Origin of the sequence: Embleya hyalina (assembly GCF_003967355.1) — a bacterium.
Lineage (GTDB): Bacteria > Actinomycetota > Actinomycetes > Streptomycetales > Streptomycetaceae > Embleya > Embleya hyalina.
In genome coordinates this window covers 92307-112464 of the sequence record NZ_BIFH01000024.1, presented here as the reverse complement: position 1 = coordinate 112464, position 20158 = coordinate 92307, and the positions used below count along the sequence as shown (strand labels likewise).

Here is a 20158-nt window from a genome sequence, read left to right as displayed (position 1 = left end):
GCACCGGACACGTGTCACTAGGGCGACACGCCCGGTTTTGTACGGAATATGCGGGGCAAAACGCCACTCGGTCGCGACGAGGTCGGCATGTCTCGTGGACATCGCCAACCGGATCGGTGCTCACCGGCCAAACTGTTTGACAGTGTTTAGCACGACGCGGGGATGCGGGGAAGGGTGGAGGCGGGGCGAATGAGGCTTTGGTTCCACTTTGGCCGGGAAATTCCCTGACGGACCGTCAGTTCAATGTCGGGGTGGATCGAGGGATAGCGGGTGACTGCCGGCAATCCGGGGGCGCCGGGGTGGGGGCGGGCCGGGGTCGGCGACCGGCCGTGGGGCTTCCGAACACGGGTGGGGAGTCGAGCCGGGTCGTAGCGGCGGCGGTGCAGTGCGTTGCGGCTCCGCCGCGCTCCACCGCCTGTCCGGGTCGGGGTGGTGTGGGTGGTGGGGTGGGCGGGGGCGATTCGAAGAGATGGCGAGGTTTCTCCTCCGCTTCGCTCCGTCGGGGGCGAAAGCGGGGAATGAGGGCTCCGCCGCGCTCCACCGCCCGGCCAGGGCGAGGTGGTCAGGGTCGAGTGGATCGGCCAGGGATCGGGGGCGGCGGGCATGCGGTTTCCGGGCGCGGTTGGGGTGGAGGACACGGGTCGGGTGCGGTCGGGTCCGCCGCGCAGGCTCCCCCAACGGGCCCGAGTCGTTGCGGTGGATGGTCGGGGGACGGCGGGCGGCTTGCGGAGCCCGACGGTCCGACCCCGATCCCGGATGGCGGTACGCATTTTCGAGACTTCGCGTCTCCGTGACCTCGGTTATGCGGGGTGGGGCGGCTGAGATGAGCACACCGAGTGTCGATTTCAGGCATCCCGGGCCCAACCGACCGCACCGAGAACCAAAGCGCCCAGCGAAATCACAACCGGATCCCGAAGCCCCCGAACCGGTCGCTCGCCTTCCGCGACCTGCGGATTCGCCGCGCGAAGCGGCAGGGGTGGGTGCCGAGTGCCGGTTTCGTGCATCCCAGGCCACGGCCAAGCCCGCCGGAAACCGAAAGTGCCCAGTAAGGGACCACACCGGATCCCGAAGAGCCAGGACCGGCCCCTCATCTCCTGCGACCTGCGGATTTGCCGCGCGAAGCGGCAGGAGTGGGTGCCGAGTGCCGGTTTCGTGCATCCCGGGTCATGGCTGAGCCGCCGGAGAGCGAAAGTGCCCGGCGGGACCGCGACCCGCCCCTCGGCGCCCCATCCCGGCCGGCGGTGGAGCGCAGCGGAGCCGCAATCCACTCCGTCGCGCCCAGACTCCGCCCCGACACTCGACCCACGCCCGGGACCCGGAGACCCGACCGCCCCGGCACCGGACCGGACGCGCCCACCATCGCCATCTCGCGCCGGCCGGACTGTGGAGCGCAGCGAAGCGGAGGAGAGGCCGCTCCACATCACCAAACCGACCCCATCCCGGCGCCCCGTGACGGCGTCGGCAATCCCGCACCGCCGCCCGCCCGGATCAGCCGGCAGGCGTCCCCTTCCGCTGACCCGGTGCGTGGAACGCCCTCGCCACGCCCGCCCAGCGCTCGACCACGTCGGGGGATTCGCGCCAGTTGCTCACCGCCGAGTAGGCCACCACCCGGGTGGCCACGCCTCGGTAGCGGGTCATCAGGGACTCGGCCAGGTCGTCCCACGGGGCGCTCACCGTGAGGGTGTCGAGGACCTCGTCCGGGATCGCGGCGGCCATGCCGGTGCGGTCCTTGGCGGCGAAGAGGCGGTTGAGGCGGGGCTGGAGATCGTTCCAGCCGTGGGTTTCGAAGACCTTCGAGTAGCCGGGGGTCGAGCCGTAGAAGGCCAACCGCAGGCGCAACTTCTCGCGTTCGGTCTCGATCTCCTCGTCGGTGTCGCCGGTGGCCGTCATCACCGGGCAGACCAGCGCGAAGTCGTCGGCCGCGCCGCCGGCGGCCAGTTCGGGGCGGACCACCTCCTCGATGTAGCGCACGCTGTGCAGCGGGTGGACGTGCAGGCCGTCGGCCACTTCGCCGATCATCCGCAACATCCACGGGTTGACCCCGGCCAGGTAGATCGGCGGGTCGGCGATCGAGCCGCCCGGCGTCCATTCCGGCGTCATCAGGGTGAACCGGTAGAAGTCACCCTTGAATCGCAGCCGTTCCTCGCCCCGGAAGGCCGCCCAGATCGCCCGCAGCGCGCCGACGTACTCGCGCAGTCGCGGGCCCGGCCGGTCGAACTCGGCCGAGTAGCGCCGCTCGATGTGCGGCCGCACCTGGGTGCCCAGGCCCAGGACGAACCGGCCGCCGGTCGCCTCGGCCAACTCCCAGGCCGCCGACGCGGTGACCATCGGGCTGCGGGCGAACGCGACCGCGATGCCCGTCCCGACGGTCAGGTTCTCGGTGGCCAGCGCCGCGGCCGTCGCGGCGGTGTACGCGGTACGACCGCCCTCGGTGAGCCACAGGCCGTCGAACCCGGCGTGTTCGGTGGCGGCCGCCGCACGTTGCATGTCGCGGAGGGTGAGACCGGCTGCCATGACATCGAGCTGAGGGGGTGTCAGGCGACGCGGTGTCGGCGGAGAGGGGGTCACTGGTGCTCCTGTCGTACCGAGGGGGCCGGCCGCTGCGACGATTCCGCCGCCAGTACACCGTCCCACGCGCCGGTGACCGTGCCGGTCCAGCGTGGGGTGCGCCGTTCGGACCACGCGCGCGGGCCCTCACGTGCGTCGTCGGTGCCCATCAGCACCCGGTGGTAGGCGGTTTCCAGGCGTTCGACCTCGTCGAGCCCGGCGTCGGCCCACAGCAGTCGTTTGGTGAGCGCCGCCGATACCGGGTGCACGTTGGTCGCGATGTCGTGCGCGATCTCCAGCGCGGCGGGCAGTACCTCGTCGGCGGGCAACGCCCGGGACACCAGGCCGAGTACGGCCGCCTCGGCACCGCGGAAGGTGCGCCCGGTCAGCAGGATGTCGGCGGCCACCGCCCGTGACGTGGCCGCCGGTACCGTCCAGTGCGACTGGGCGTCGGGGACCATGCCGCGCCGTACCTGCGGAATCGCCAGCTTGGCGTCCTCGGCCACGAGCCGGATGTCGCACTGCATCGCCAGCGTGAACCCGATGCCGATCGCATGCCCGTTGATCGCCGCGATCACCGGCTTGCGCACCTCCCAGGCGGCCGGCCGCACCGGCGACGCGCTGAACTCCCGCGACCGCGCCGTTGTTTCTCCCGGCCCCGCGAAGCTGTCCGCCTCCGGCGACATGTCGGCGCCCGCGCAGAACGCCCGCCCCGCGCCGGTGAGTACCACCGCGCGCACCGCGTCGTCGGCGTCACACCGCGCGTATGCGTCCCCCAGGGCCGAACCCATGCCCCCGGAGAACACATTGAGTTCGTCGGGCCGATCCAACGTGACGACGGCGACCCCGTCGCGGATGTCGAACTTGATCACCCTGGGACGGTAAGCGGAATCCTTGACCAAATCAAGTGATGCCTCGCGCATTCGATTCCCGACAAAAATTGCCGGGGCCCGCCGTCGAATGTCACGAACGCAGCTGCTGCGAACGCCTGGACGGCCGACCCCGGCAATCGATATGGAATATGACGAATAGTCTGATGCTCAGACCGCGCTGTCCTCGACCTCGGCCGCGGGAATCTCACCCTGGGCCATCTCCTCGACGAATCGCTGCAGCAGCGTGGCGAACGTCTCGCGATCCTCGTCGCTCCAGCGGTCCAGCATCTCGCTCATCCGTCGATCCATGACGTCGTTCAACCGGCGCCGCACGGAGTCACCGCGCGGGGTGAGCGAGACGAGGCTGACCCGACCGTCGTCCGGACTGGGCGAGCGCCGGACGTAGCCGTCCCGCTCCAACTGGCCGACCTGACGCGCGGTGGCGCCCGGGTCCATGTTCGTCATGCGCGCCAACTCCCCCATGGGGAGCGGGCCTTGCTTCTCGATTCGGCGCAGCAGCACATAGGCGGGCTGCGAGATGGTCGCGCCCGCCGCGGCGGCCTGGCCCGCGTACACTCGGCGGCTGGCGTGGCGCCGAAGCAGGGCCTCCAGCGCCCGCTGGATCGCTTCGACGTTTTCGGTGGAGTTCACCCCGCCATGATAGCAGTCCTTGACTACGTCAATTTAATACTGTGCGATAACGTGCATTACCCGTATCGGATTCCGGATTCCGCGCCGAGGGGGCGGATCGGCCCGCCGGGCGCCTCGGCAAATGCCGCGCATTGCGGGTGGGCGCCTCGACGGATGCACGGGCGTGCGTACGGGTGCGCACAGGCGTACCGGAGGCGGGGATTTGCCGGGAATTGCCGGGGGATTGGTGTGGATCGGCGAGGGCTGCGGGCTCGATCCGAGCGGTCGCCTCGGTCCCGACGGAGGAAACGAGACCGAGACGACCTGCCCATGGACTATGTCAGTCGTCCGACGATCAGACAATGGCAACCGGATTGATGGGACTGCCCGTTGCACCGGTGACCGGAAGCGGGGATACGCACAGCAGGCACGAATAGGTACCCGCCTGTGCCATGCCCTCGGCAAGATCGGTCAACCACAGGTGTTCGAGCAGGGGTACACCCGATTCCACCAGCAACGCGATATGTACCGACAGGAACCGATCGTCGAACGGAATGCACTCGATCGCGCTGTTGTCGGCGCCCACCACACTGATCTCCCGGGCCCGGACGTAGTCGACCGCGTCGAGCGACAGACCGGGCTGCGCGAAGGACGGCTCGCGGCCGGACGCCTCGATCGCGCGGTATTCGTCGAGGTAGCCGGTCCGCACCAGCAACGCGTCACCGGATCGCACCTCGACCCCCTGCCGCTCGGCGCAACCCGCCAGATCCGCGGCGGTGATCCGGTAGCCGCCCTCCAGATGCGGCGTGTCGAAGTGGCGGGGCAGGTCGAGCAGCACCGCCCGGGTCGCGAACGCGCCCAGCTTGTCGATTCCACAGCGGCCCGCACCGGTGTGCGAGCGGAACGTGTCGGCCGGGAAACCGTTGTAGAAGCGGCCCTTGGCCTGGACGTGGCAGAGCGCGTCCATGTGGGTGAGGTTGTGCGACGGGATGATCAGGACGTCCTCGTTGGACCCGACGTCGCCGCCGCCCTCGAAGCCGTCGTACATCGCGTCGGTCTGACTCACCAGGGTCAACCGCTGCGGCGAGCCTCGGAAGTCGAAGGCCGGCTGGTTCCCGCGCGCGATGGGCAGCGCGAGGGAGTAGGTCCGCCCGGTCCGGACCTCGTGCGCGGCCGTTCGCACCCCCTCCGGTTCGATCAGGTTCAGCGCCCCGCGCTCGTCCTCCGCGCCCCAGCGGCCCCAGTTGCCGGCGGGGGGTGGGGCGACGGACGACGTGGCCCCTTCGGTCGAGCGAGTCTCCGTCATGCCTGCCGCGGTCCTCTCGAACGGGTGAACGGGTGAACAAATCGGCGGGTGGGCGGATCGGCGATCCGGCCGGGCTCGGCGTTCCGGGTCGGGTGATCGGTCAGAACGCGATGACCCCGCGGGCGATCCGTCCGTGGTGCATGTCGTCGAGGACGTCGTGGAAGCCCTCCGCCGGATAGACCTTGGACACCAGCGCGTCCAGGTCGAACTTGCCCTGGCGGTACAGCTCGATGATGGTCCGGATGTCCTCGTGCGGACGTACGCCGCCGGCCCGGGTGCCCAGGATGCCCCGGTCGCACTGGAGCAGGTTGGCGATCCGGATGTTCGCGGTCGCGGTCTGCGCCGGTTGGCCGACGGCGATCAGCGTGCCGCCCCAGTCCAGCGCCTCCATGGCGTTCTCGAGCACGGCCGGGATGCCGGTGCACTCGAAGATCCAGTCCACGCCGCCCGCGCCGAACACGCCGACCTTGACCTCGTCGCTGTACGGGAACAGGGTGCGGATCTCGTCGGCGACGTCGACGCCCTTGCCGGACTTGACGAAGTCGGTCGCGCCGAACGCGCCGGCCGGTTCGAACTTGCCGGGCACGGTGTCGATGCCGACCACCCGGCCCGCGCCCTTCAGGCGCAGCGCCTGGACGGCGGACAGGCCGACGCCGCCGAGGCCGATCACCGCCGCGGTCTGCCCGGGGAGCACGTTGGCCCGGTTGAGTACGGCGCCCGCGCCGGTGACCACGCCGCACGGGACCAGGCACGCGGAGGTCAGCGGCACGTCCTTGGGGATGGTCACGCACTGGATCTCCTTGACCAGGGTCAGCTCGGCGAAGGTGGAGGCGCCGGCGAAGTTCCACACCGGCTCGTCGCCGATCGCGAACGGCGTACCGCGGTTGCCCAGCGTCTGCCGACAGCGGTTCGGGTGTCCGGTCTGGCAGTGCCGGCACATCCCGCACGCGGCGATCGTGGTGATCACGACGTGGTCGCCCGGCGCGACCGCGCCGACCCCCGCGCCGACCTTCTCCACGATGCCCGCGCCCTCGTGGCCGAGCACGGCCGGCGTGGGCCACTCGATCACGCCTTCGAGCACGCTGACGTCGCTGTGACAGACGCCGGTGGCGACGATCCGCACCAGGACCTCACCGGCCTCCGGATCACGTACGGTGACGTCGTCCCGGATCTCGGCGCCCGTGGCGGTGTGCAGGATCGCGCGCATGTACCGTCTCCTCGTTCCGGGCGGACGGCCCGCCGCGAGGTGTTTTCGCCGCGCCCCGGACCGGCCCACCCCAAGCCGAACACTCACATCCTTGGTCACTACAACCGATCTCGATTATTCATCGGTGCCCGGAGAGGTCAAGGCATACCGAGGTGGGATCTGACGGGCCGTCGGATCGCCGGGTCAGACCACCGTGGGGCTGCGGCGCTCCAGGAGGGTGACGTCGCGCCAGCGGTCGCGGTGGCGGCCGACACGTTCGCGCACACCGATGGTGCGGAAGCCGAGGGCGGCGTGCAGGGCGAGGCTGCCGGCGTTCTCGGGGAAGACGCCGGCCTGGATGGTCCACACGCCGGCCGCCTCGGTCGAGGCGATCTGAGCGCCGAGCAGCGCGCGGCCGACACCCCGGCCGGCCGCGTCGGGGTGGACGTATACCGAGGTCTCCACCACGCCGTGGTAGACCGGGCGGCGCGAGGTGGCGCTCGCGGCCACCCAGCCGAGCACCGCGCCGGCGGCCCCGTCGAGCGCGACGAAGCGGTGGTCGGGCAGCTTGCCGGCGTCGAACTCGGCCCAGTCGGGCGCGTGTTCCTGGAACGTGGCGTTGCCGGTGTCGATGCCGAACTGATAGATCGCGAGCACCGACTCCGCGTGCTCGGCGCGCATCGGCACGATCGTGACGGCGGCGAAATCGCGGCCGTCGGGGGCTGGGGCAGTCGAGGTCATGGCGTTCTCCGAGGACGGGACGATCCGGCGAACACGGCCGTCGGCAGCGATCGACGGGACGGTGAGCGGAGCCACGGGCACGTCTCCATCCTCACCCGCGCCCCCACGGGCTCCACACGGGGGTGGCCGCCGGGCCCACCGGGTCGACCCGGCGCGTTCTCGTCGACCGCTCGGCACCCGCGACGACACGGTCGCGGCGGCGCCCGCGATAGTCGCGTGCGTTCCCGTGGCCGCGCCGGTATAACTCGCCGGATGGGAGCACACGCAGCGCGGGATGTGGAGGCGACGGTCGCGCACGCCGTCGCGGTCCTGGCCGAGGCCACCGTGGGTGATCGGGACTGGTCGCGGCCGGCCGGGGACCTCGAATGGGACTGCTGGTACACGCTGGTCCACGTGGTCGGGGATCTGTACGCCTACGCGGGTCAGGTCGCGTCGAGTCGGATGGACGACTACGTCCCGGTCGACATCCACGCCGAGGACGACCCGACGCCGGCCCAGATGTTGCACGCGGTCCGCGCCGGCGGCACGATCCTGGCGTCGGTGGTCACCACGCACCCGGACTCGAACCGCGCCTACCACCCGTACGGCGTCTCCGACCCGGACGGCTTCGCCGCGATGGGCATGGTCGAGGTGATGGTCCACACGCACGACATGGCGGCGGGGCTCGGCCTGGACTACCGGCCCGACCCGAAGATCTGCGCCCGCGTACTGGCCCGGATGTTCCCCGACGCCCCCGCCGGCTTCGAGCCCTGGCCGGCCCTGCTGTGGTGTACCGGCCGCGCCGAGTTGCCGGGCCATCCGCGCCGGGTGGGCAAGTGGCGTTGGAAGGGCACCCCGGACGAGTAGAGCGGGAATCCTTCGAGCGCGGAAATCTTCCCCGGTCGACGCCCCGACCCCGAAATCGGGCCCCCGGACACGCCACCTACGCTGCGGGCTACCAAGCGCCGACGCGCCTCGCCTTCGCCCAAGGAGCCCGCGATGACCGCACCTTCCCTGGATGGACTTCGATTCGCCCCGCTCGGCCGCCCCGAGCACGGAGAGGTGGACGCGTCCACGCTGTTCGCGTACCACGAGGCGGACGGCCGGATCTGGGCCGAGTACGACGGGGGCGACATCGTGCACGGTCACCTCGTCGGTACCCGCGACGGGGACACGCTGGACTTCCGCTATGTGCAGCTGAACCGCTCCGGGGGTACCGCGTCCGGGCACTGCGTGAGCGCCGTCGTCGTGTTGCCGGACGGTCGGATCCGGCTGGACGAGACCTGGGAGTGGGAGTCCCGCGAAGGCAACGGGACGAGCGCGGTGGAGCAGGTCGCCGAGACCGGGAACTGACCGCCGACGGCGGATCCGGGCCACGACGGGAGAGTCGCCCGGAGCCGTCGCGCGAAGACCCCGGCACACCCCCGTCCCCGGCACCCGGTCGGTTGTCGGACGCGGTATCTACGTTGGGCCGCAACGGACATCGCGACCGAAGGGGTGGCCATGGGGTTCAACGGGGACATCGTCGTTTTACGTGCGGACACGCCGCTGGCCGACCTGGCGCCGTATGTCGGCGGGGAGGGCCATCCGGTCTACGCCGAGTGGGCCTACCGCGACGGCTGGCGCGCGGTGCACGTGCGCCACTTCGAGGATCCGTACGCCTTCCAGGGCCCGTGGTTGACCGACCTGGCCGCCCGGACCGGCTCCCCCGTGCTGGTGTGCGGGGTGTTCGAGAGCGACGTCGCGCATGTCCAGGGACTGAGCGGGACGGACTTCTGGGAGGGGTGGCTCGACCCGGGCACCGCCGCCTCGCGGTTGGCGCGGAACCGGTGGCACCGGGGCGGGGACCGGGGTGACCTCGCCCGGTTCCGGGGCGAGGCCGCCGCGTGGCTGGAGGAGGATCGGCCGCGAGTGGCCGAGGCGGCGGTGCGGTGGGCGGCGGCGGCCGGCTACGAGGTGCGGCCCGAACCGATCCTGGAGTTGTTGAGCCTGCGCCGGGATCCGTTCGTCGAGCAGTTGTTCTTCACCCTGCTGAACCACCTCGGGCTCGCCGAAGTCCCGGGCGAGTAGGGCGGGTTCGCCCGGTCGGTCAGTCCTCGCCGACCTCGCCGACCCGCTCCACCTCGGTGTCCTCCGGCCGGATCGCGCGGCCGTCCGCCGCACGCACCTCCAGGGTGCGCAGCGGGCGGCCGTCGCGTCGGTCCAGGAGCCTGGACATCGGCTCGCCGGGCCCGAACCAGTGTGCCTCGCCCCACTGCCGCAGCGCGACGACCACGGGGAAGAGGTCGCGCCCCTTCACGGTCAGCACGTATTCCCGGTAGGCGCTGCCGTCCGACGCGGGCACCGTCTCCAGGATCCCGCCGGCCACCAGGGCCCGCAGTCGGGCGGTCAGGATGTTCTTGGCCACCCCGAGACTGCGCTGGAACTCGCCGAACCGGCGGCTTCCGTCGAACGCGTCGCGCACGATCAGCAGCGACCACCAGTCACCGATCGCGTCCACCGATCGCGCCACCGGACAACTGTCCTCGTCCAACCGCGTGCGCTGCACCATGGCCCGTCCTCTCGCTCACCCCTCCGGTTGCAACATGCTACCAAGGTTGCCTATGGTCACCTGGTGGCAACTTGCAACCAGATATCTCGCGCCCTCACCCTGCTCTTCGCGATCGCCGCCGGTGTCGCGGTCGCCAACGTCTACCTCGCCCAGCCGCTCCTGGTGACCATGGGCCACGACCTCGGCCTCGCGCCCGGAACCGTCGGCGTCGTGGTCACCCTCACCCAGGTCGGCTACGGGTTCGGCCTGTTCCTGCTCGTCCCGCTGGGCGACCTGATCGACCGCCGCCGCCTGATCGTGGGTCAATTCGCCCTGCTCGCCGTCGCGTTGGTGGCCGTCGGTACGGCCCGGGGAGCCGCCCCGCTGTTCCTGGCGATGATCGCGGTCGGCCTGCTCGCCGTGGTCACCCAGGCGGTGGTCGCCTACGCCGCCTCGCTCGCCGCCCCCGCCGAACGAGGGCGTGTGGTCGGCGCGGTCACCAGCGGCGTGGTCCTCGGCATCCTGCTCGCCCGCACGGTCTCGGGCCTGCTGGCCGACCTCGCGGGCTGGCGCGCGGTGTACCTGTGCTCGGCCGCGCTGACCCTGGTCCTGGCGGCGACGCTGTATCGCGTGCTCCCGAGGCGGCGCGTCGACACTCCCCCGCTGTCGTATCGCGAACTGCTCGGCTCGACCGTGCGGCTGTTCGTCGAGGAACCGGTCTTTCGCGTGCGGGCCGGCTTCGCCCTGCTGATCTTCGCCGCGTTCAGCACGCTCTGGAGCAGCATCGCCCTGCCGCTCAGCGAACCTCCGCTGTCCCTGTCGCACACCGCGATCGGCGCCTTCGGCCTGGCCGGCGCGGCGGGCGCGCTGGGCGCGATCCCGGCCGGGCGGCTGGGCGACCTCGGTCACGCACACCGGGTCACCGGGGTCGCGCTGGTGTTGCTGACCGTGTCCTGGCTGCCGCTCGCGTTCACCCGCCAGTCGTTGTGGGCCCTGGTGGTGGGCACGATCGTGCTCGACCTCGCCGTCCAGGCGGTACACGTCACCAACCAGAGCCTGATCTACCCGCTCCGTCCGGAGGCCGGCAGTCGGCTGATCGGCGGCTACATGATCTTCTACTCGATCGGCAGCGCGGGCGGCGCGATCGCCTCGACCGCGCTGTACGCGGCGGCGGGCTGGACCGCCGTCTGCCTGCTCGGCGCGGGTTTCGGCGCGCTCGCGCTGCTGCTGTGGGTGGTGGACCCGACGCGGCGCGACCGGCCCGCGCCGGTCACGGCGTGAGCCGGATCGCGTCGACGGGTTCGGGGGCGGGTCGTCGACCCGTACGAACGTAGGATCCGGGAGCGGGCCGGCGACGACCCGCATGCGCGCGTCCCGAAGACGGTGCGGGCACCACGACGAACGCGCAAGGAGGTCCGCCATGGTGCCGACGACCCGCGAGCCGCGCCGCCCGCTCGCCCTGCCCGGCCTCCTGCCCGCGCTCCGGCGCCTCCCCACGCAGTCGGGTCTGCTCGCGCGGGCCGGCGCCGGCGGCCTGCTCGCCCTGTCGGCGCTGCCCGCGGTCGTCGTGGTCGGGGTGCTCTGCCTCACCGGCCTCGGTGTGCCGCTGCTCCCGCCGCTGATGCGGGGGGTGCGCCGCCTGGCCGGGATGGAGCGCCGCCGGGTCGGGGCGGTGCTCGGTGGGCCGCCCGTGCCCGAGCGCTATCGCCCCGTCGAGGGCTCGCCGGTCGCCCGCGCCCGCGGCCTGCTCACCGACCGGGCGGGCATGCGCGATCTGTGCTGGCTTCCGGTGCACGCGCTCACCGGTACCCTCGCCGCCTCGCTGGGCCTCGGCCTGGCCCTGGCCGCGGTCAACGACGTGACCATGCCGCTGTGGTGGTGGGCGATCCCCGGGCGGTCGCCGTCCGGTGTCGGCTTCGCCGTCGACTCGTGGGGGCGGGCGGCGGTCATGTTGCCGATCGGCGTGCTGGTCGCGGTGCTCGCCTGCGCGCTGATCCCGCCGCTGCTGCGCGGCCAGGCCCGGCTCAGCCGCAGGCTGCTCACGCCGCCGGCGAATCGTTCGGTCGCCGAGCGGCTGGCCGAGGTGACGGCGAGTCGGGCCGCCGCGCTGGACGCGCACGCCGCCGAACTGCGGCGGATCGAGCGGGACCTGCACGACGGTACGCAGAACCGGCTGCTCGCGGTGGTGATGCATCTCGGGCTGATCGAACGGGCCCTGGAGCGCGACCCGGAGCAGGCGCCGCCGCTGGTACGCCGCGCCCGGCAGGCGGCGACCGGTGCCCTGGACGAACTGCGCGAGGTGGTGCGCGGGATCTATCCGCCGATCCTGGACGAACGCGGCCTGGACGGCGCCGTCGCCGCGCTCGCCGCCCGCTCCCCGGTGCCCTGCGTGGTGGACACCGCCTGCCTCGGCCGGGCACCGGCCGCCGTGGAGACCGCCGCGTACTTCATCGTCGCCGAGGCGTTGAACAATGTGGCCAGGCACAGTCGGGCCGAGCACGTCGGGGTACGGCTGGCGAACGAGGAGGGCACGCTGGTGATCGAGGTCGAGGACGACGGACGCGGCGGCGCCGACGAGCGCGCCGGCAGCGGCGTGGTGGGCATGCGCCGCCGTGCGGACGCCCTGGACGGCCGGGTGACGCTGCGCAGTCCGGCCGGCGGACCGACCCGACTGCGGGCGGAGTTGCCGTGCGGGTGGTGATCGCCGAGGACGACGCGCTGCTGCGCGAGGGGCTGACCCTGCTGCTGGCCGGCGAGGGCTTCGAGGTGGTCGCGGCGGTCGACAACGGCACCGACTTCCTGGCCGCGGTGGACACCCACGCGCCGGAGGCGACGGTGGTCGACGTGCGGTTGCCGCCGGATTTCCGGGACGAGGGGCTGCGCGCCGCGATCGAGGCCCGGCGGCGCCGACCCGGGTTGCCGGTGCTGGTCCTGTCCGCCTATGTCGAGGACCGGTACGCCGCCGAACTGCTCGCCGACGGCCGCGGCGCGATCGGCTACCTGCTCAAGCAACGAGTGGGCGACGTCGAGGAGTTCGCCGACGCGCTGCGCCGGGTGGCGGCGGGCGGCACGGTGATGGACGCGGAGGTGGTCGGCCAACTCCTGGTCCGGCGGCGCTCCGACGACCCGCTGCGCGAGCTGACCCCGCGCGAGCGCGAGGTGCTGGCGCTGATGGCGGAGGGCCGATCCAATACCGATCTCGCCCGGCTCCTGGTGATCAGCGAGGGCGCGGTCAACAAGCACATCCGGAACATCTTCGCGAAGCTGGGTCTGGCCCCCGACGAGGCGGGACATCGCCGGGTGCTCGCCGTACTGGCCTACCTGAACGGCTGAACCCGCGCCCGGCCGACGGCCCCGAGCGGGGCCGCCGGCCGGGCGTCGCCGGCTCACGCGTCGAAGGAGTCCCTGCGGGTGCGCGGGCGCTTGCGCGCCGCCGGGATGGGTCGCGGCGCCGCGCCCTCGACCACCGTGTTGGCCACCGTACCGATGCCCTCGACCGTCAGGGAGACCGTGTCACCGGGGCGCAGCGACGGCAACTCCCGCCCCCGGCCCCACAGTTCGCCCAGGCAACCACCGTTGCCGCAGGTGCCGGTGCCGAGCACGTCGCCGGGCCGGATCCAGGTGCCGCGCGAGGCGTAGGCGACCAGTTCGGCGGGCGGCCAGCCCATGTTGACCAGCGAGTCCCGACCGACCTCGACGCCGTTGACCGAGGCGCGCATGGCGATGTCCAGGAAGCCGTCCGCGTCCCGGTATTCCTCGAACTCGTCCGCCGTCACCAGCCACGGGCCGAGCGTGGTCGCGGTGTCCTTGCCCTTGCACGGGCCGAGGCCGACCCGCATCTCCCGGGACTGCAGGTCACGGGCCGACCAGTCGTTGAAGATGGTGTAGCCGATGATGTGTTCGGCGGCCTGATCCACCGTCAGGTCCTGACCCGCCCGGCCGATCACGATGCCGACCTCCAACTCGAAGTCGAGCACGGCCGACCCCGGCGGCATCGGGACCGGGTCGTTCGGGCCGATGATCGCGTACGGGTTGGTGAAGTAGAAGGTGGGCAGCTCGTACCACTCCGGAACCACGACCGCGCCCGGTCCCTGCACGGTGATCATGGCCCCTTCGACGTGCTCCTCGAACGCCACGAAGTCGCGGACCGTGGGCGGCTGGAGCGGCGGCAGCAGGCGTACGTCGGCGAGCGCGACCGAGGGACCGGCCAGGGCCCGCTCGCCCGCCGCGCGCAGGGCCTCGGCACCACGTTCGATCAGGCCGAGCAGGGTCTCGCCGGCCGGCAGCGGATGTACCGCGTCCTCGCCCGACACCACTCCGGCGTGGATCGAGCCATCAAGGTCGAAGGTCGCGAACTTCACGATTGGTGCTCCTTGTTCCGGTACGTGCCGAGGACCGGCGACGATGCGTCGGTATCGCTAAATGATCACATCGGCGCCGGCCGATCCCGAGCGCACCCGCCGCGACCTCGGCGATCGGCGTCAGGTCAGCAGTCGTGCCCCGGTCTTCGCGCGCACCTCGTCCTCGGTCACCCCGGGGGCGGTCTCGACCAGGAGCAGGCCGCGATCGGTCACGTCGAGCACCGCGAGGTCGGTGATGATCCGACGCACGCAGCGTTTCCCGGTGAGCGGCAGGGAGCACTCGTCGACGATCTTGTGCTCGCCCTTCCTGGTCACGTGCTCCATCAGCACGATCACCCGGCGGGCGCCGTGCACGAGGTCCATCGCGCCGCCCATGCCCTTGATCATGCTGCCGGGGACGGTCCAGTTCGCCAGGTCGCCGACCACACTGACCTGCATCGCGCCCAGGATCGCGGTGTCGATGTGGCCGCCTCGGATCATCCCGAAGGAGAGCGCCGAGTCGAAGCAGGAGGCGCCCGGCAGGACCGTGACGGTCTCCTTGCCGGCGTTGATCAGGTCCGGGTCGACCGCGTCCTCGGTCGGGTACGGCCCGACGCCGAGCAGCCCGTTCTCCGAGTGCAGCACGACGTGTACGCCGGCCGGGATGTGGTTGGGCACGAGGGTGGGCAGGCCGATCCCGAGGTTGACGTAGGAGCCGTCGGTCAGCTCGGCCGCCGCCCGGGCGGCCATCTCGTCCCTGGTCAGCGTCATCGGTCGCGCACCGTTCCGCGCACCGCCGGCGCGCCGTTCGTGGTCTTCTTCTCGATCGGCTTCTCGGCGACCTGGGCCGGGGTCAGCGCCACCACGCGCTGGACGAACACCCCGGGCAGGTGTATCGCGTCGGGATCGATCCCGCCCGGCTCGACCAGTTCCTCGACCTCGGCGACGGTGATGCGACCGGCCATCGCCGCGAGCGGGTTGAAGTTGCGTGCCGACTTGTCGAACACCAGGTTGCCGTGCCGGTCGCCGCGGGCCGCCCGGACCAGGGCGAAGTCGGTGGTGATCGCCTCTTCCAGGACGTACTCGACGCCGTCGAAGACGCGGACCTCCTTGCGCGGCGAGGCCACCACCACGTTGCCCGCCGAGTCGTAGCGCCAGGGGAGTCCGCCCTCGGCCACCTGCGTCCCGACCCCGGCCGGCGTGTAGAACGCCGGGATCCCACAACCGCCGGCCCGCAACCGCTCGGCCAGCGTTCCCTGGGGGGTCAGCTCCAGCTCCAGTTCCCCGGAGAGGTACTGCCGGGCGAACTCCTTGTTCTCCCCGACGTAGCTACCGGTCGCCCGAGCGATCCTCCCGGCATGCAACAGGACGCCGAGCCCCCACCGATCGACCCCGCAGTTGTTCGAAACCACCCTCAGCCCGGTGGCTCCCTGCGCGTGCAGGGCACCGATCAACACCGAGGGAATCCCACAGAGGCCAAACCCCCCGACGGCAATCGAGGCCCCGTCCCACACATCCGAAACCGCGTCAGCGGCCGCCCCGACCACCTTGTCCACGCCATCTCCAATCACCGACCCGCCCCTGGACGCTAGCCCCGGATCCCCGGCCCCCCGGCAAACCCCTTCCACTCACCGGAAGCCCAGGAGCAGGCAACAACCAAGCCAACCCACCACACAACAACGCCGACCGGGCCAAACCCCCAGCCCGGCCGGCGTATGACACGACTCACCCGAGAACCGAACCGATCAGCCCGACCAACACATAAGACCAAGCAGCCGAGGCCGAACCGATCAGCTCGGCCGCCCCATGAGGCGACTCAGCCGAGGACCGAACCGATCAGCCCGGCCGGCGTTTGAGGCCACCCGGCCGAAGGCCGAACCCATCAGCCCGGCCGGCGCCTGAGGCCACCCGACCCAAGGCCGAACCCATCAGCCCGGCCGGCGCCTGAGGCCACCCGACCCAAGGCCGAACCCATCAGCCCGGCCGGCGCCTGAGGCCAAGCAGCCCGGCCGGCGCATGAGGCCACCCGGCAGCCGCACGGCCCGAGCGCATGGGGCCGGCCAGACCACCGGGCCGACCAACCGCAACTACGCGTAGCACGAGAGCGGCTTGCCCCCGTTGAACGCCACCATGTCCCCGAGCGCGGCGTAGACATCGATCGCCCCCGCCCGCTCCACCCCACCCAGTTCCGCGTAGGCCCGGTGCAGGTTGCCCACGATCCGCTCCGAGTCGGACAGCGCCGCGTACTCGCCCAGATCCGTCTCCCGCGCCACGCTCAACGGGTCCAGACCCGCCTCACGACCCTTGCGCGCGGTCTCCAGCACGAATTCGGTGTACCCGATGGCGTAGTCGATCTGGTCCGGACCGCACACCTCGCCGTGCCCGGGGACCAACGTCGTCGCGCCCAACTCCTTCACCTTCCGGAGCACTTCGAGGTAGCCGGCGGGCGAACCCATCAGCAGGAACGGAGTACCGCCGTTGAAGATCAGGTCGCCCGTGTACAGGACACTCTGCTCCTCCAGCCACACCACCGAGTCGTTCGAGGTGTGCGCGGCACCGAAGTGCCGGACCTGGGCCCGCAGATCGCCCGCGTACACGGTGACGCCCTCGGTGAAGGTGAGGAACGGCGGCACCGCCCGCACGCCGCCCCAGCCGACACCCGGCCAGATCGACTCGACCTCCATGATCCCGAGATTCAGTATCTCGGTCCGGGTCTTCTCGTGCGCGACGATCGTGGCCGTCTCGAACAGGTAGTTCCCGTTCGTGTGGTCCCCGTGGTGGTGCGTGTTGATCAGCGTGCGCACCGGTGCGTCGGTGTGCTTGGCGATCGTCTCCTGGAAGGTCCGGGTGCGGGCCTCGGTGGCGCAGCCGTCGATCGCGACGACGCCCTCCGGACCGACCAGGAACCCGGTGTTGTTGATCCACCAGGTGCCGTCCGGCTGGATGTACGCGTACGCTCCGTCGGCCACCTCCTGGACGCGAGGCGGATCCATCCGGCCGTGATCGTGCTGCGACGTGCTCATCGATACTCCCGATCGACTGGGGGTGTGCGTTGACGTGCTTACACCGCCGACCGCCCTCCGCGCAGCCTGACGTACCGTCAGTTGCCGCGTCCGGGAGGTCTTGTCCCGGGATGTCCCGGGCCCGATCGGCGATTTGCGGTCAGTTGACCGCGCGTCCGGTGAACGCGGCGAGCCGGTCCGCGGCCGGCGCGTCCGGGGCGACCGGCTGCACGGGGCCGAACGCGCGGCCCTCGCCGCGGGCGGCGTCCGGAAGCGTCTGCCGCATGCGCTCGAGCAGTTCCTCGGCGAGTTCGGGGTCCAGGTCGCTCGACCGGCCCAGCGCCCGAGCCAGGTCCCACGCGTGTACGAAGATGTCGCCGGTGGCCATGCCGAGCAGGAAGCCGCCGGTCCGCTCGCCGAACGGGGTCTTGATGGCGGCGGCGATCCGCTCCGGGGTGAAGGTCGCGACCATCGTCTCCACCGCCGCCTCGAAGTCCTCGCGGGGGTCCTCGGACACCGGCTCGCTCGGCCCGGTCAGCGCCGACGCCAGGCCGCGCTGCGCGCCGGTCGTATGCGCCAGCAGGGCCCGGACGTCCCATTCGGAACACGGACAGGACAGTGTCAGCTCCGCGTCGCCGACCTCGGCCAGCAGCAGGCGGAAGCTCTCGACGGCGCGCCGGTACTGGGTGATCTGGTCCACGAAGGCTCCTCGGGGGGTGACGCCGCGCCCACGCGGCGTGATGTCCGGGTGACGGGAGACGAGCAGCGGACAGGCTACGCCCAGGCCCCGAAGCCGCGATACGTCGCGGTTGGGGAATGATGACGCCCGCACGAATGTTTTGCCTCGGGTGTGTCCGACGCCGTGCCCGCCGATACACCCGACCCGCGCCCGTCCCGTACACCGCCCGAACTTCCCGCGTCCCGGCGCGCCGTCGCGGCCCGACGCCGCGCGCCGACCCCGGGCCCCCGATCCGGAAGGCTGGAGAGCAAGTGAAGGTCGAGATATACAGCGATATCGCGTGCCCGTGGTGCTACGTCGGCAAGCGCCGCTTCGAGCGAGCGTTGGCCGTGTTCCCCGGCGGCGAGGACGTCGAGGTCACGTACCGCCCGTACGAACTGGACCCGACCACTCCCGCGGAACCGGCCCCGCTGCGCGAGCGACTGGCGGAGAAGTTCGGCGCGGGCAACCTGGACGCCATGAACGCCCGGCTCGCCGAGGTCGGCGCGGACGCGGGCATCGCCTTCGACTTCGCCAACGCGCTGGCCGTGAACACGCTGACCGCGCACCGGGTGTTGCGGCTCGCGCTGACCGAGTACGGCCCGACGGCCCAGGCCGCGCTCAAGGACCGGTTGCTCGCCGCGTACTTCACCGAGGGCGAGAACGTCGCCGACCACGCCCGTCTGACCGAGTTCGCGGTCGAGGCGGGTCTGGATCGTGATCGGGTGGTCGCCTACCTGGCCTCCGACGAGGGCGTCGCCGAGGTGCGGCGGGAGATCGACGAGGCGCGGGAGATGGGCGTCACGGCGGTGCCGACGTTCGTCTTCGAGGGCACCTGGGCGGTCCAGGGCGCGGAGGAGTCCACCACCTTCCTGCGGGTGCTCAAGCAGGTGCGGGCCGAAATGCGCGAGCGCGATGTCTCCTCGTCCGCCGCCCCGGAGCCGGCCGGCGGCGACGCGTGCGCCGACGGCTCCTGCGCGGTGTGAGCACCCTGGGGGAACGGGCCGAGACACCGTCCGTCGCGCGGTTGCGTCGCGCGCGGTTCGCGGCACTGTTCGTCTTCTTCGCGTTCAGCGCCGCGGTGGCCGACTTCCTGGCCCGGATCCCCCAGTTCAAGGAGGATCTGGACCTGGACGACGCCCAGTTGGGTCTGGCCCTGCTGGGCTCGCCGGTGGGCGCGCTGGTGGCGGTGCAACTCGCGGGCACCGCCGCCGGGCGCTGGGGCAGCAGACGCGTCGCCCGGGTGTCGGTGATCGGCGGCTGCCTGTCCCTGCTGCTGCCGGCGTTCGCGTGGGACCTGCCCTCGCTCGCGGTCGGCCTGCTGGTCCTGGGTGGCCTGATGGGCTTCACCGACGTCGCGGCGAACGCCCAGGGCGTGGCGATCGAACAGCAGTTGCGCCGCCCGATCATGAACAGCCTGCACGGCGGCTACAGCCTGGGCGGTCTGTTCGGGGCCCTGGTCGGCTCCGGCGCCGCGGCGCTGGGCATCACCCCCCGGGTGCACCTGTCGATCATGGCCGGCGTACTCGCGGTCGCGGTCTGGGTCGGGTCGCGGGCACTTCTGGGTCCCGCGGACGACCCCCATGTACGCGCGACGGAGACCGCACGCGCGCCGGACACGACCACCGACGCGGACGGCGCACCCGCCCCGGCCGAAGGCGGCCTGGGCCGACTGCTCGCCGGCTACCGTGCGGTCGTCCTGCTCGCGCTGATCGGCCTGTGCTCCTTCGTCGGCGAGGGCGCGGTCGCCGACTGGAGCGGGGTACACCTGCGCGAAACGCTGGACAGTTCGGCGGGTGTCGCCGGCCTCGGCTTCGCGGGCATGTCGGTGGCCATGGCGGCCGGCCGCTTCGCGGGCGACCACGTGGTGGAACGCTTCGGTCCGGTGCGCGTGTTGCGCGTGGGCGCGCTGATCGCCGCACTGGGCATGACGATCGCCCTGGTCACCCCCTGGCCGGCGGTATCGGTGCTCGGCTTCACCCTGTTCGGCATCGGCGTGGCCCCGGTCGCCCCGGTGACGTTCAGCGCGGCCGGCAACACCCCCGGGGTTCCGGCCGCATGGGCCATCTCCCGGGTGACCGGCATCGCGTACATCGGCCTGCTGGCCGGCCCTCCGGTGATCGGCTTCATCGCCCACCACACCAGCCTGACCACGGCCCTGGCCATCCCGGCGGTACTCGTGGCGGTCATCGCCCTCACCGCGGGAGCGGTCCGCCGCTGAGCCGGAGTTCGGCACCGAACCGGGGCAAGTCATGCCCGAACGGGACAGGTTCGGTGCCGAATCGCCATCGGCCCGGCGCCGACCGG

Annotated in this window: 20 protein-coding genes; 8 read left to right on the top strand and 12 right to left on the bottom strand. The window is 71.8% G+C overall.

Annotated elements, in window-relative coordinates:
* Window positions 1-1488: 1488 nt before the first annotated feature.
* The 6 genes from EMA17_RS25545 to EMA17_RS25520 form a co-directional block, all read right to left on the bottom strand.
* Window positions 1489-2514 carry a TIGR03617 family F420-dependent LLM class oxidoreductase gene (locus tag EMA17_RS25545; RefSeq protein ID WP_126639462.1) on the bottom strand — a complete coding sequence of 342 codons (1026 nt, stop codon included), beginning with the start codon at window positions 2512-2514 and terminating at the stop codon, window positions 1489-1491.
* 50 nt (window positions 2515-2564) lie between these two features.
* Window positions 2565-3419, bottom strand: coding sequence for an enoyl-CoA hydratase/isomerase family protein (locus EMA17_RS25540; RefSeq protein ID WP_218043022.1), 855 nt, complete (start codon window positions 3417-3419; stop codon window positions 2565-2567).
* Window positions 3420-3587: 168 nt separating this feature from the next.
* Window positions 3588-4070, bottom strand: coding sequence for a MarR family winged helix-turn-helix transcriptional regulator (locus tag EMA17_RS25535; protein ID WP_160161547.1), 483 nt, complete (start codon window positions 4068-4070; stop codon window positions 3588-3590).
* 334 nt (window positions 4071-4404) lie between these two features.
* Window positions 4405-5355 carry a cyclase family protein gene (locus EMA17_RS25530; RefSeq protein ID WP_126639460.1) on the bottom strand — a complete coding sequence of 317 codons (951 nt, stop codon included), beginning with the start codon at window positions 5353-5355 and terminating at the stop codon, window positions 4405-4407.
* A gap of 100 nt (window positions 5356-5455) precedes the next feature.
* A complete protein-coding gene (locus tag EMA17_RS25525) occupies window positions 5456-6562 on the bottom strand; it encodes an alcohol dehydrogenase catalytic domain-containing protein (RefSeq protein ID WP_126639459.1) in 1107 nt (368 codons plus the stop codon).
* A gap of 183 nt (window positions 6563-6745) precedes the next feature.
* Window positions 6746-7282 carry a GNAT family N-acetyltransferase gene (locus tag EMA17_RS25520; protein WP_126639458.1) on the bottom strand — a complete coding sequence of 179 codons (537 nt, stop codon included), beginning with the start codon at window positions 7280-7282 and terminating at the stop codon, window positions 6746-6748.
* Window positions 7283-7534: 252 nt separating this feature from the next.
* On the opposite strand from EMA17_RS25520, the gene EMA17_RS25515 reads away from it, so the two are divergent.
* From EMA17_RS25515 to EMA17_RS25505, 3 genes are all read left to right on the top strand, one after another.
* Window positions 7535-8128 carry a hypothetical protein gene (locus EMA17_RS25515; RefSeq protein WP_126639457.1) on the top strand — a complete coding sequence of 198 codons (594 nt, stop codon included), beginning with the start codon at window positions 7535-7537 and terminating at the stop codon, window positions 8126-8128.
* Between the two features lie 132 nt (window positions 8129-8260).
* Window positions 8261-8614, top strand: coding sequence for an avidin-fold protein (locus EMA17_RS25510; RefSeq protein ID WP_126639456.1), 354 nt, complete (start codon window positions 8261-8263; stop codon window positions 8612-8614).
* A gap of 150 nt (window positions 8615-8764) precedes the next feature.
* A complete protein-coding gene (locus EMA17_RS25505; protein WP_126639455.1) occupies window positions 8765-9331 on the top strand; it encodes a hypothetical protein in 567 nt (188 codons plus the stop codon).
* 19 nt (window positions 9332-9350) lie between these two features.
* On the opposite strand, the gene EMA17_RS25500 is transcribed toward EMA17_RS25505, so the two are convergent.
* Window positions 9351-9812, bottom strand: coding sequence for a winged helix-turn-helix transcriptional regulator (locus EMA17_RS25500; protein ID WP_126639454.1), 462 nt, complete (start codon window positions 9810-9812; stop codon window positions 9351-9353).
* Between the two features lie 63 nt (window positions 9813-9875).
* On the opposite strand from EMA17_RS25500, the gene EMA17_RS25495 reads away from it, so the two are divergent.
* From EMA17_RS25495 to EMA17_RS25485, 3 genes are all read left to right on the top strand, one after another.
* Complete coding sequence (locus EMA17_RS25495; RefSeq protein ID WP_246126887.1) at window positions 9876-11072, top strand: MFS transporter; 1197 nt, start codon at window positions 9876-9878, stop codon at window positions 11070-11072.
* Window positions 11073-11211: 139 nt separating this feature from the next.
* Window positions 11212-12492 (top strand): sensor histidine kinase, encoded by a 1281-nt coding sequence (locus EMA17_RS25490; RefSeq protein ID WP_160161546.1) that lies wholly within the window; start codon window positions 11212-11214, stop codon window positions 12490-12492.
* Window positions 12480-13124, top strand: coding sequence for a response regulator (locus tag EMA17_RS25485; RefSeq protein ID WP_126639452.1), 645 nt, complete (start codon window positions 12480-12482; stop codon window positions 13122-13124). The genes EMA17_RS25490 and EMA17_RS25485 overlap by 13 nt, the downstream gene beginning before the upstream one ends.
* Before the next feature lie 53 nt (window positions 13125-13177).
* Here EMA17_RS25485 and EMA17_RS25480 read toward each other — a convergent pair whose 3' ends face one another.
* From EMA17_RS25480 to EMA17_RS51955, 5 genes are all read right to left on the bottom strand, one after another.
* Window positions 13178-14152, bottom strand: coding sequence for a fumarylacetoacetate hydrolase family protein (locus EMA17_RS25480; protein WP_126639451.1), 975 nt, complete (start codon window positions 14150-14152; stop codon window positions 13178-13180).
* 120 nt (window positions 14153-14272) lie between these two features.
* Window positions 14273-14902 (bottom strand): CoA transferase subunit B, encoded by a 630-nt coding sequence (locus EMA17_RS25475; protein ID WP_126639450.1) that lies wholly within the window; start codon window positions 14900-14902, stop codon window positions 14273-14275.
* Window positions 14899-15687: a CoA transferase subunit A gene (locus tag EMA17_RS25470; protein WP_126639449.1), complete on the bottom strand. Its 789-nt coding sequence runs from the start codon at window positions 15685-15687 to the stop codon at window positions 14899-14901. Before EMA17_RS25470 ends, EMA17_RS25475 begins: the two co-directional genes overlap by 4 nt.
* Before the next feature lie 531 nt (window positions 15688-16218).
* The gene (locus EMA17_RS25465; RefSeq protein WP_126639448.1) at window positions 16219-17154 is read right to left on the bottom strand and encodes an MBL fold metallo-hydrolase; all 936 of its coding nucleotides are present in this window, start codon (window positions 17152-17154) and stop codon (window positions 16219-16221) included.
* Window positions 17155-17293: 139 nt separating this feature from the next.
* Window positions 17294-17833, bottom strand: coding sequence for a TIGR03086 family metal-binding protein (locus tag EMA17_RS51955; RefSeq protein WP_160161545.1), 540 nt, complete (start codon window positions 17831-17833; stop codon window positions 17294-17296).
* Window positions 17834-18123: 290 nt separating this feature from the next.
* On the opposite strand from EMA17_RS51955, the gene EMA17_RS25455 reads away from it, so the two are divergent.
* Window positions 18124-18837, top strand: a complete 714-nt coding sequence (locus tag EMA17_RS25455; protein WP_126639446.1) for a DsbA family oxidoreductase — start codon at window positions 18124-18126, stop codon at window positions 18835-18837.
* Complete coding sequence (locus EMA17_RS25450; protein WP_160161544.1) at window positions 18834-20072, top strand: MFS transporter; 1239 nt, start codon at window positions 18834-18836, stop codon at window positions 20070-20072. Before EMA17_RS25455 ends, EMA17_RS25450 begins: the two co-directional genes overlap by 4 nt.
* Window positions 20073-20158 lie beyond the last annotated feature (86 nt).

What these genes read in the sequence shown, in the direction of transcription:
- EMA17_RS25545 (WP_126639462.1), bottom strand. Translation starts at nt 2,514, where the DNA reads ATGGCAGCCGGTCTCACCCTCCGCGACATGCAACGTGCGGCGGCCGCC.
- EMA17_RS25530 (WP_126639460.1), bottom strand. Translation starts at nt 5,355, where the DNA reads ATGACGGAGACTCGCTCGACCGAAGGGGCCACGTCGTCCGTCGCCCCA.
- EMA17_RS25525 (WP_126639459.1), bottom strand. Translation starts at nt 6,562, where the DNA reads ATGCGCGCGATCCTGCACACCGCCACGGGCGCCGAGATCCGGGACGAC.
- EMA17_RS25520 (WP_126639458.1), bottom strand. Translation starts at nt 7,282, where the DNA reads ATGACCTCGACTGCCCCAGCCCCCGACGGCCGCGATTTCGCCGCCGTC.
- EMA17_RS25515 (WP_126639457.1), top strand. Translation starts at nt 7,535, where the DNA reads ATGGGAGCACACGCAGCGCGGGATGTGGAGGCGACGGTCGCGCACGCC.
- EMA17_RS25510 (WP_126639456.1), top strand. Translation starts at nt 8,261, where the DNA reads ATGACCGCACCTTCCCTGGATGGACTTCGATTCGCCCCGCTCGGCCGC.
- EMA17_RS25505 (WP_126639455.1), top strand. Translation starts at nt 8,765, where the DNA reads ATGGGGTTCAACGGGGACATCGTCGTTTTACGTGCGGACACGCCGCTG.
- EMA17_RS25500 (WP_126639454.1), bottom strand. Translation starts at nt 9,812, where the DNA reads ATGGTGCAGCGCACGCGGTTGGACGAGGACAGTTGTCCGGTGGCGCGA.
- EMA17_RS25490 (WP_160161546.1), top strand. Translation starts at nt 11,212, where the DNA reads ATGGTGCCGACGACCCGCGAGCCGCGCCGCCCGCTCGCCCTGCCCGGC.
- EMA17_RS25475 (WP_126639450.1), bottom strand. Translation starts at nt 14,902, where the DNA reads ATGACGCTGACCAGGGACGAGATGGCCGCCCGGGCGGCGGCCGAGCTG.
- EMA17_RS25465 (WP_126639448.1), bottom strand. Translation starts at nt 17,154, where the DNA reads ATGAGCACGTCGCAGCACGATCACGGCCGGATGGATCCGCCTCGCGTC.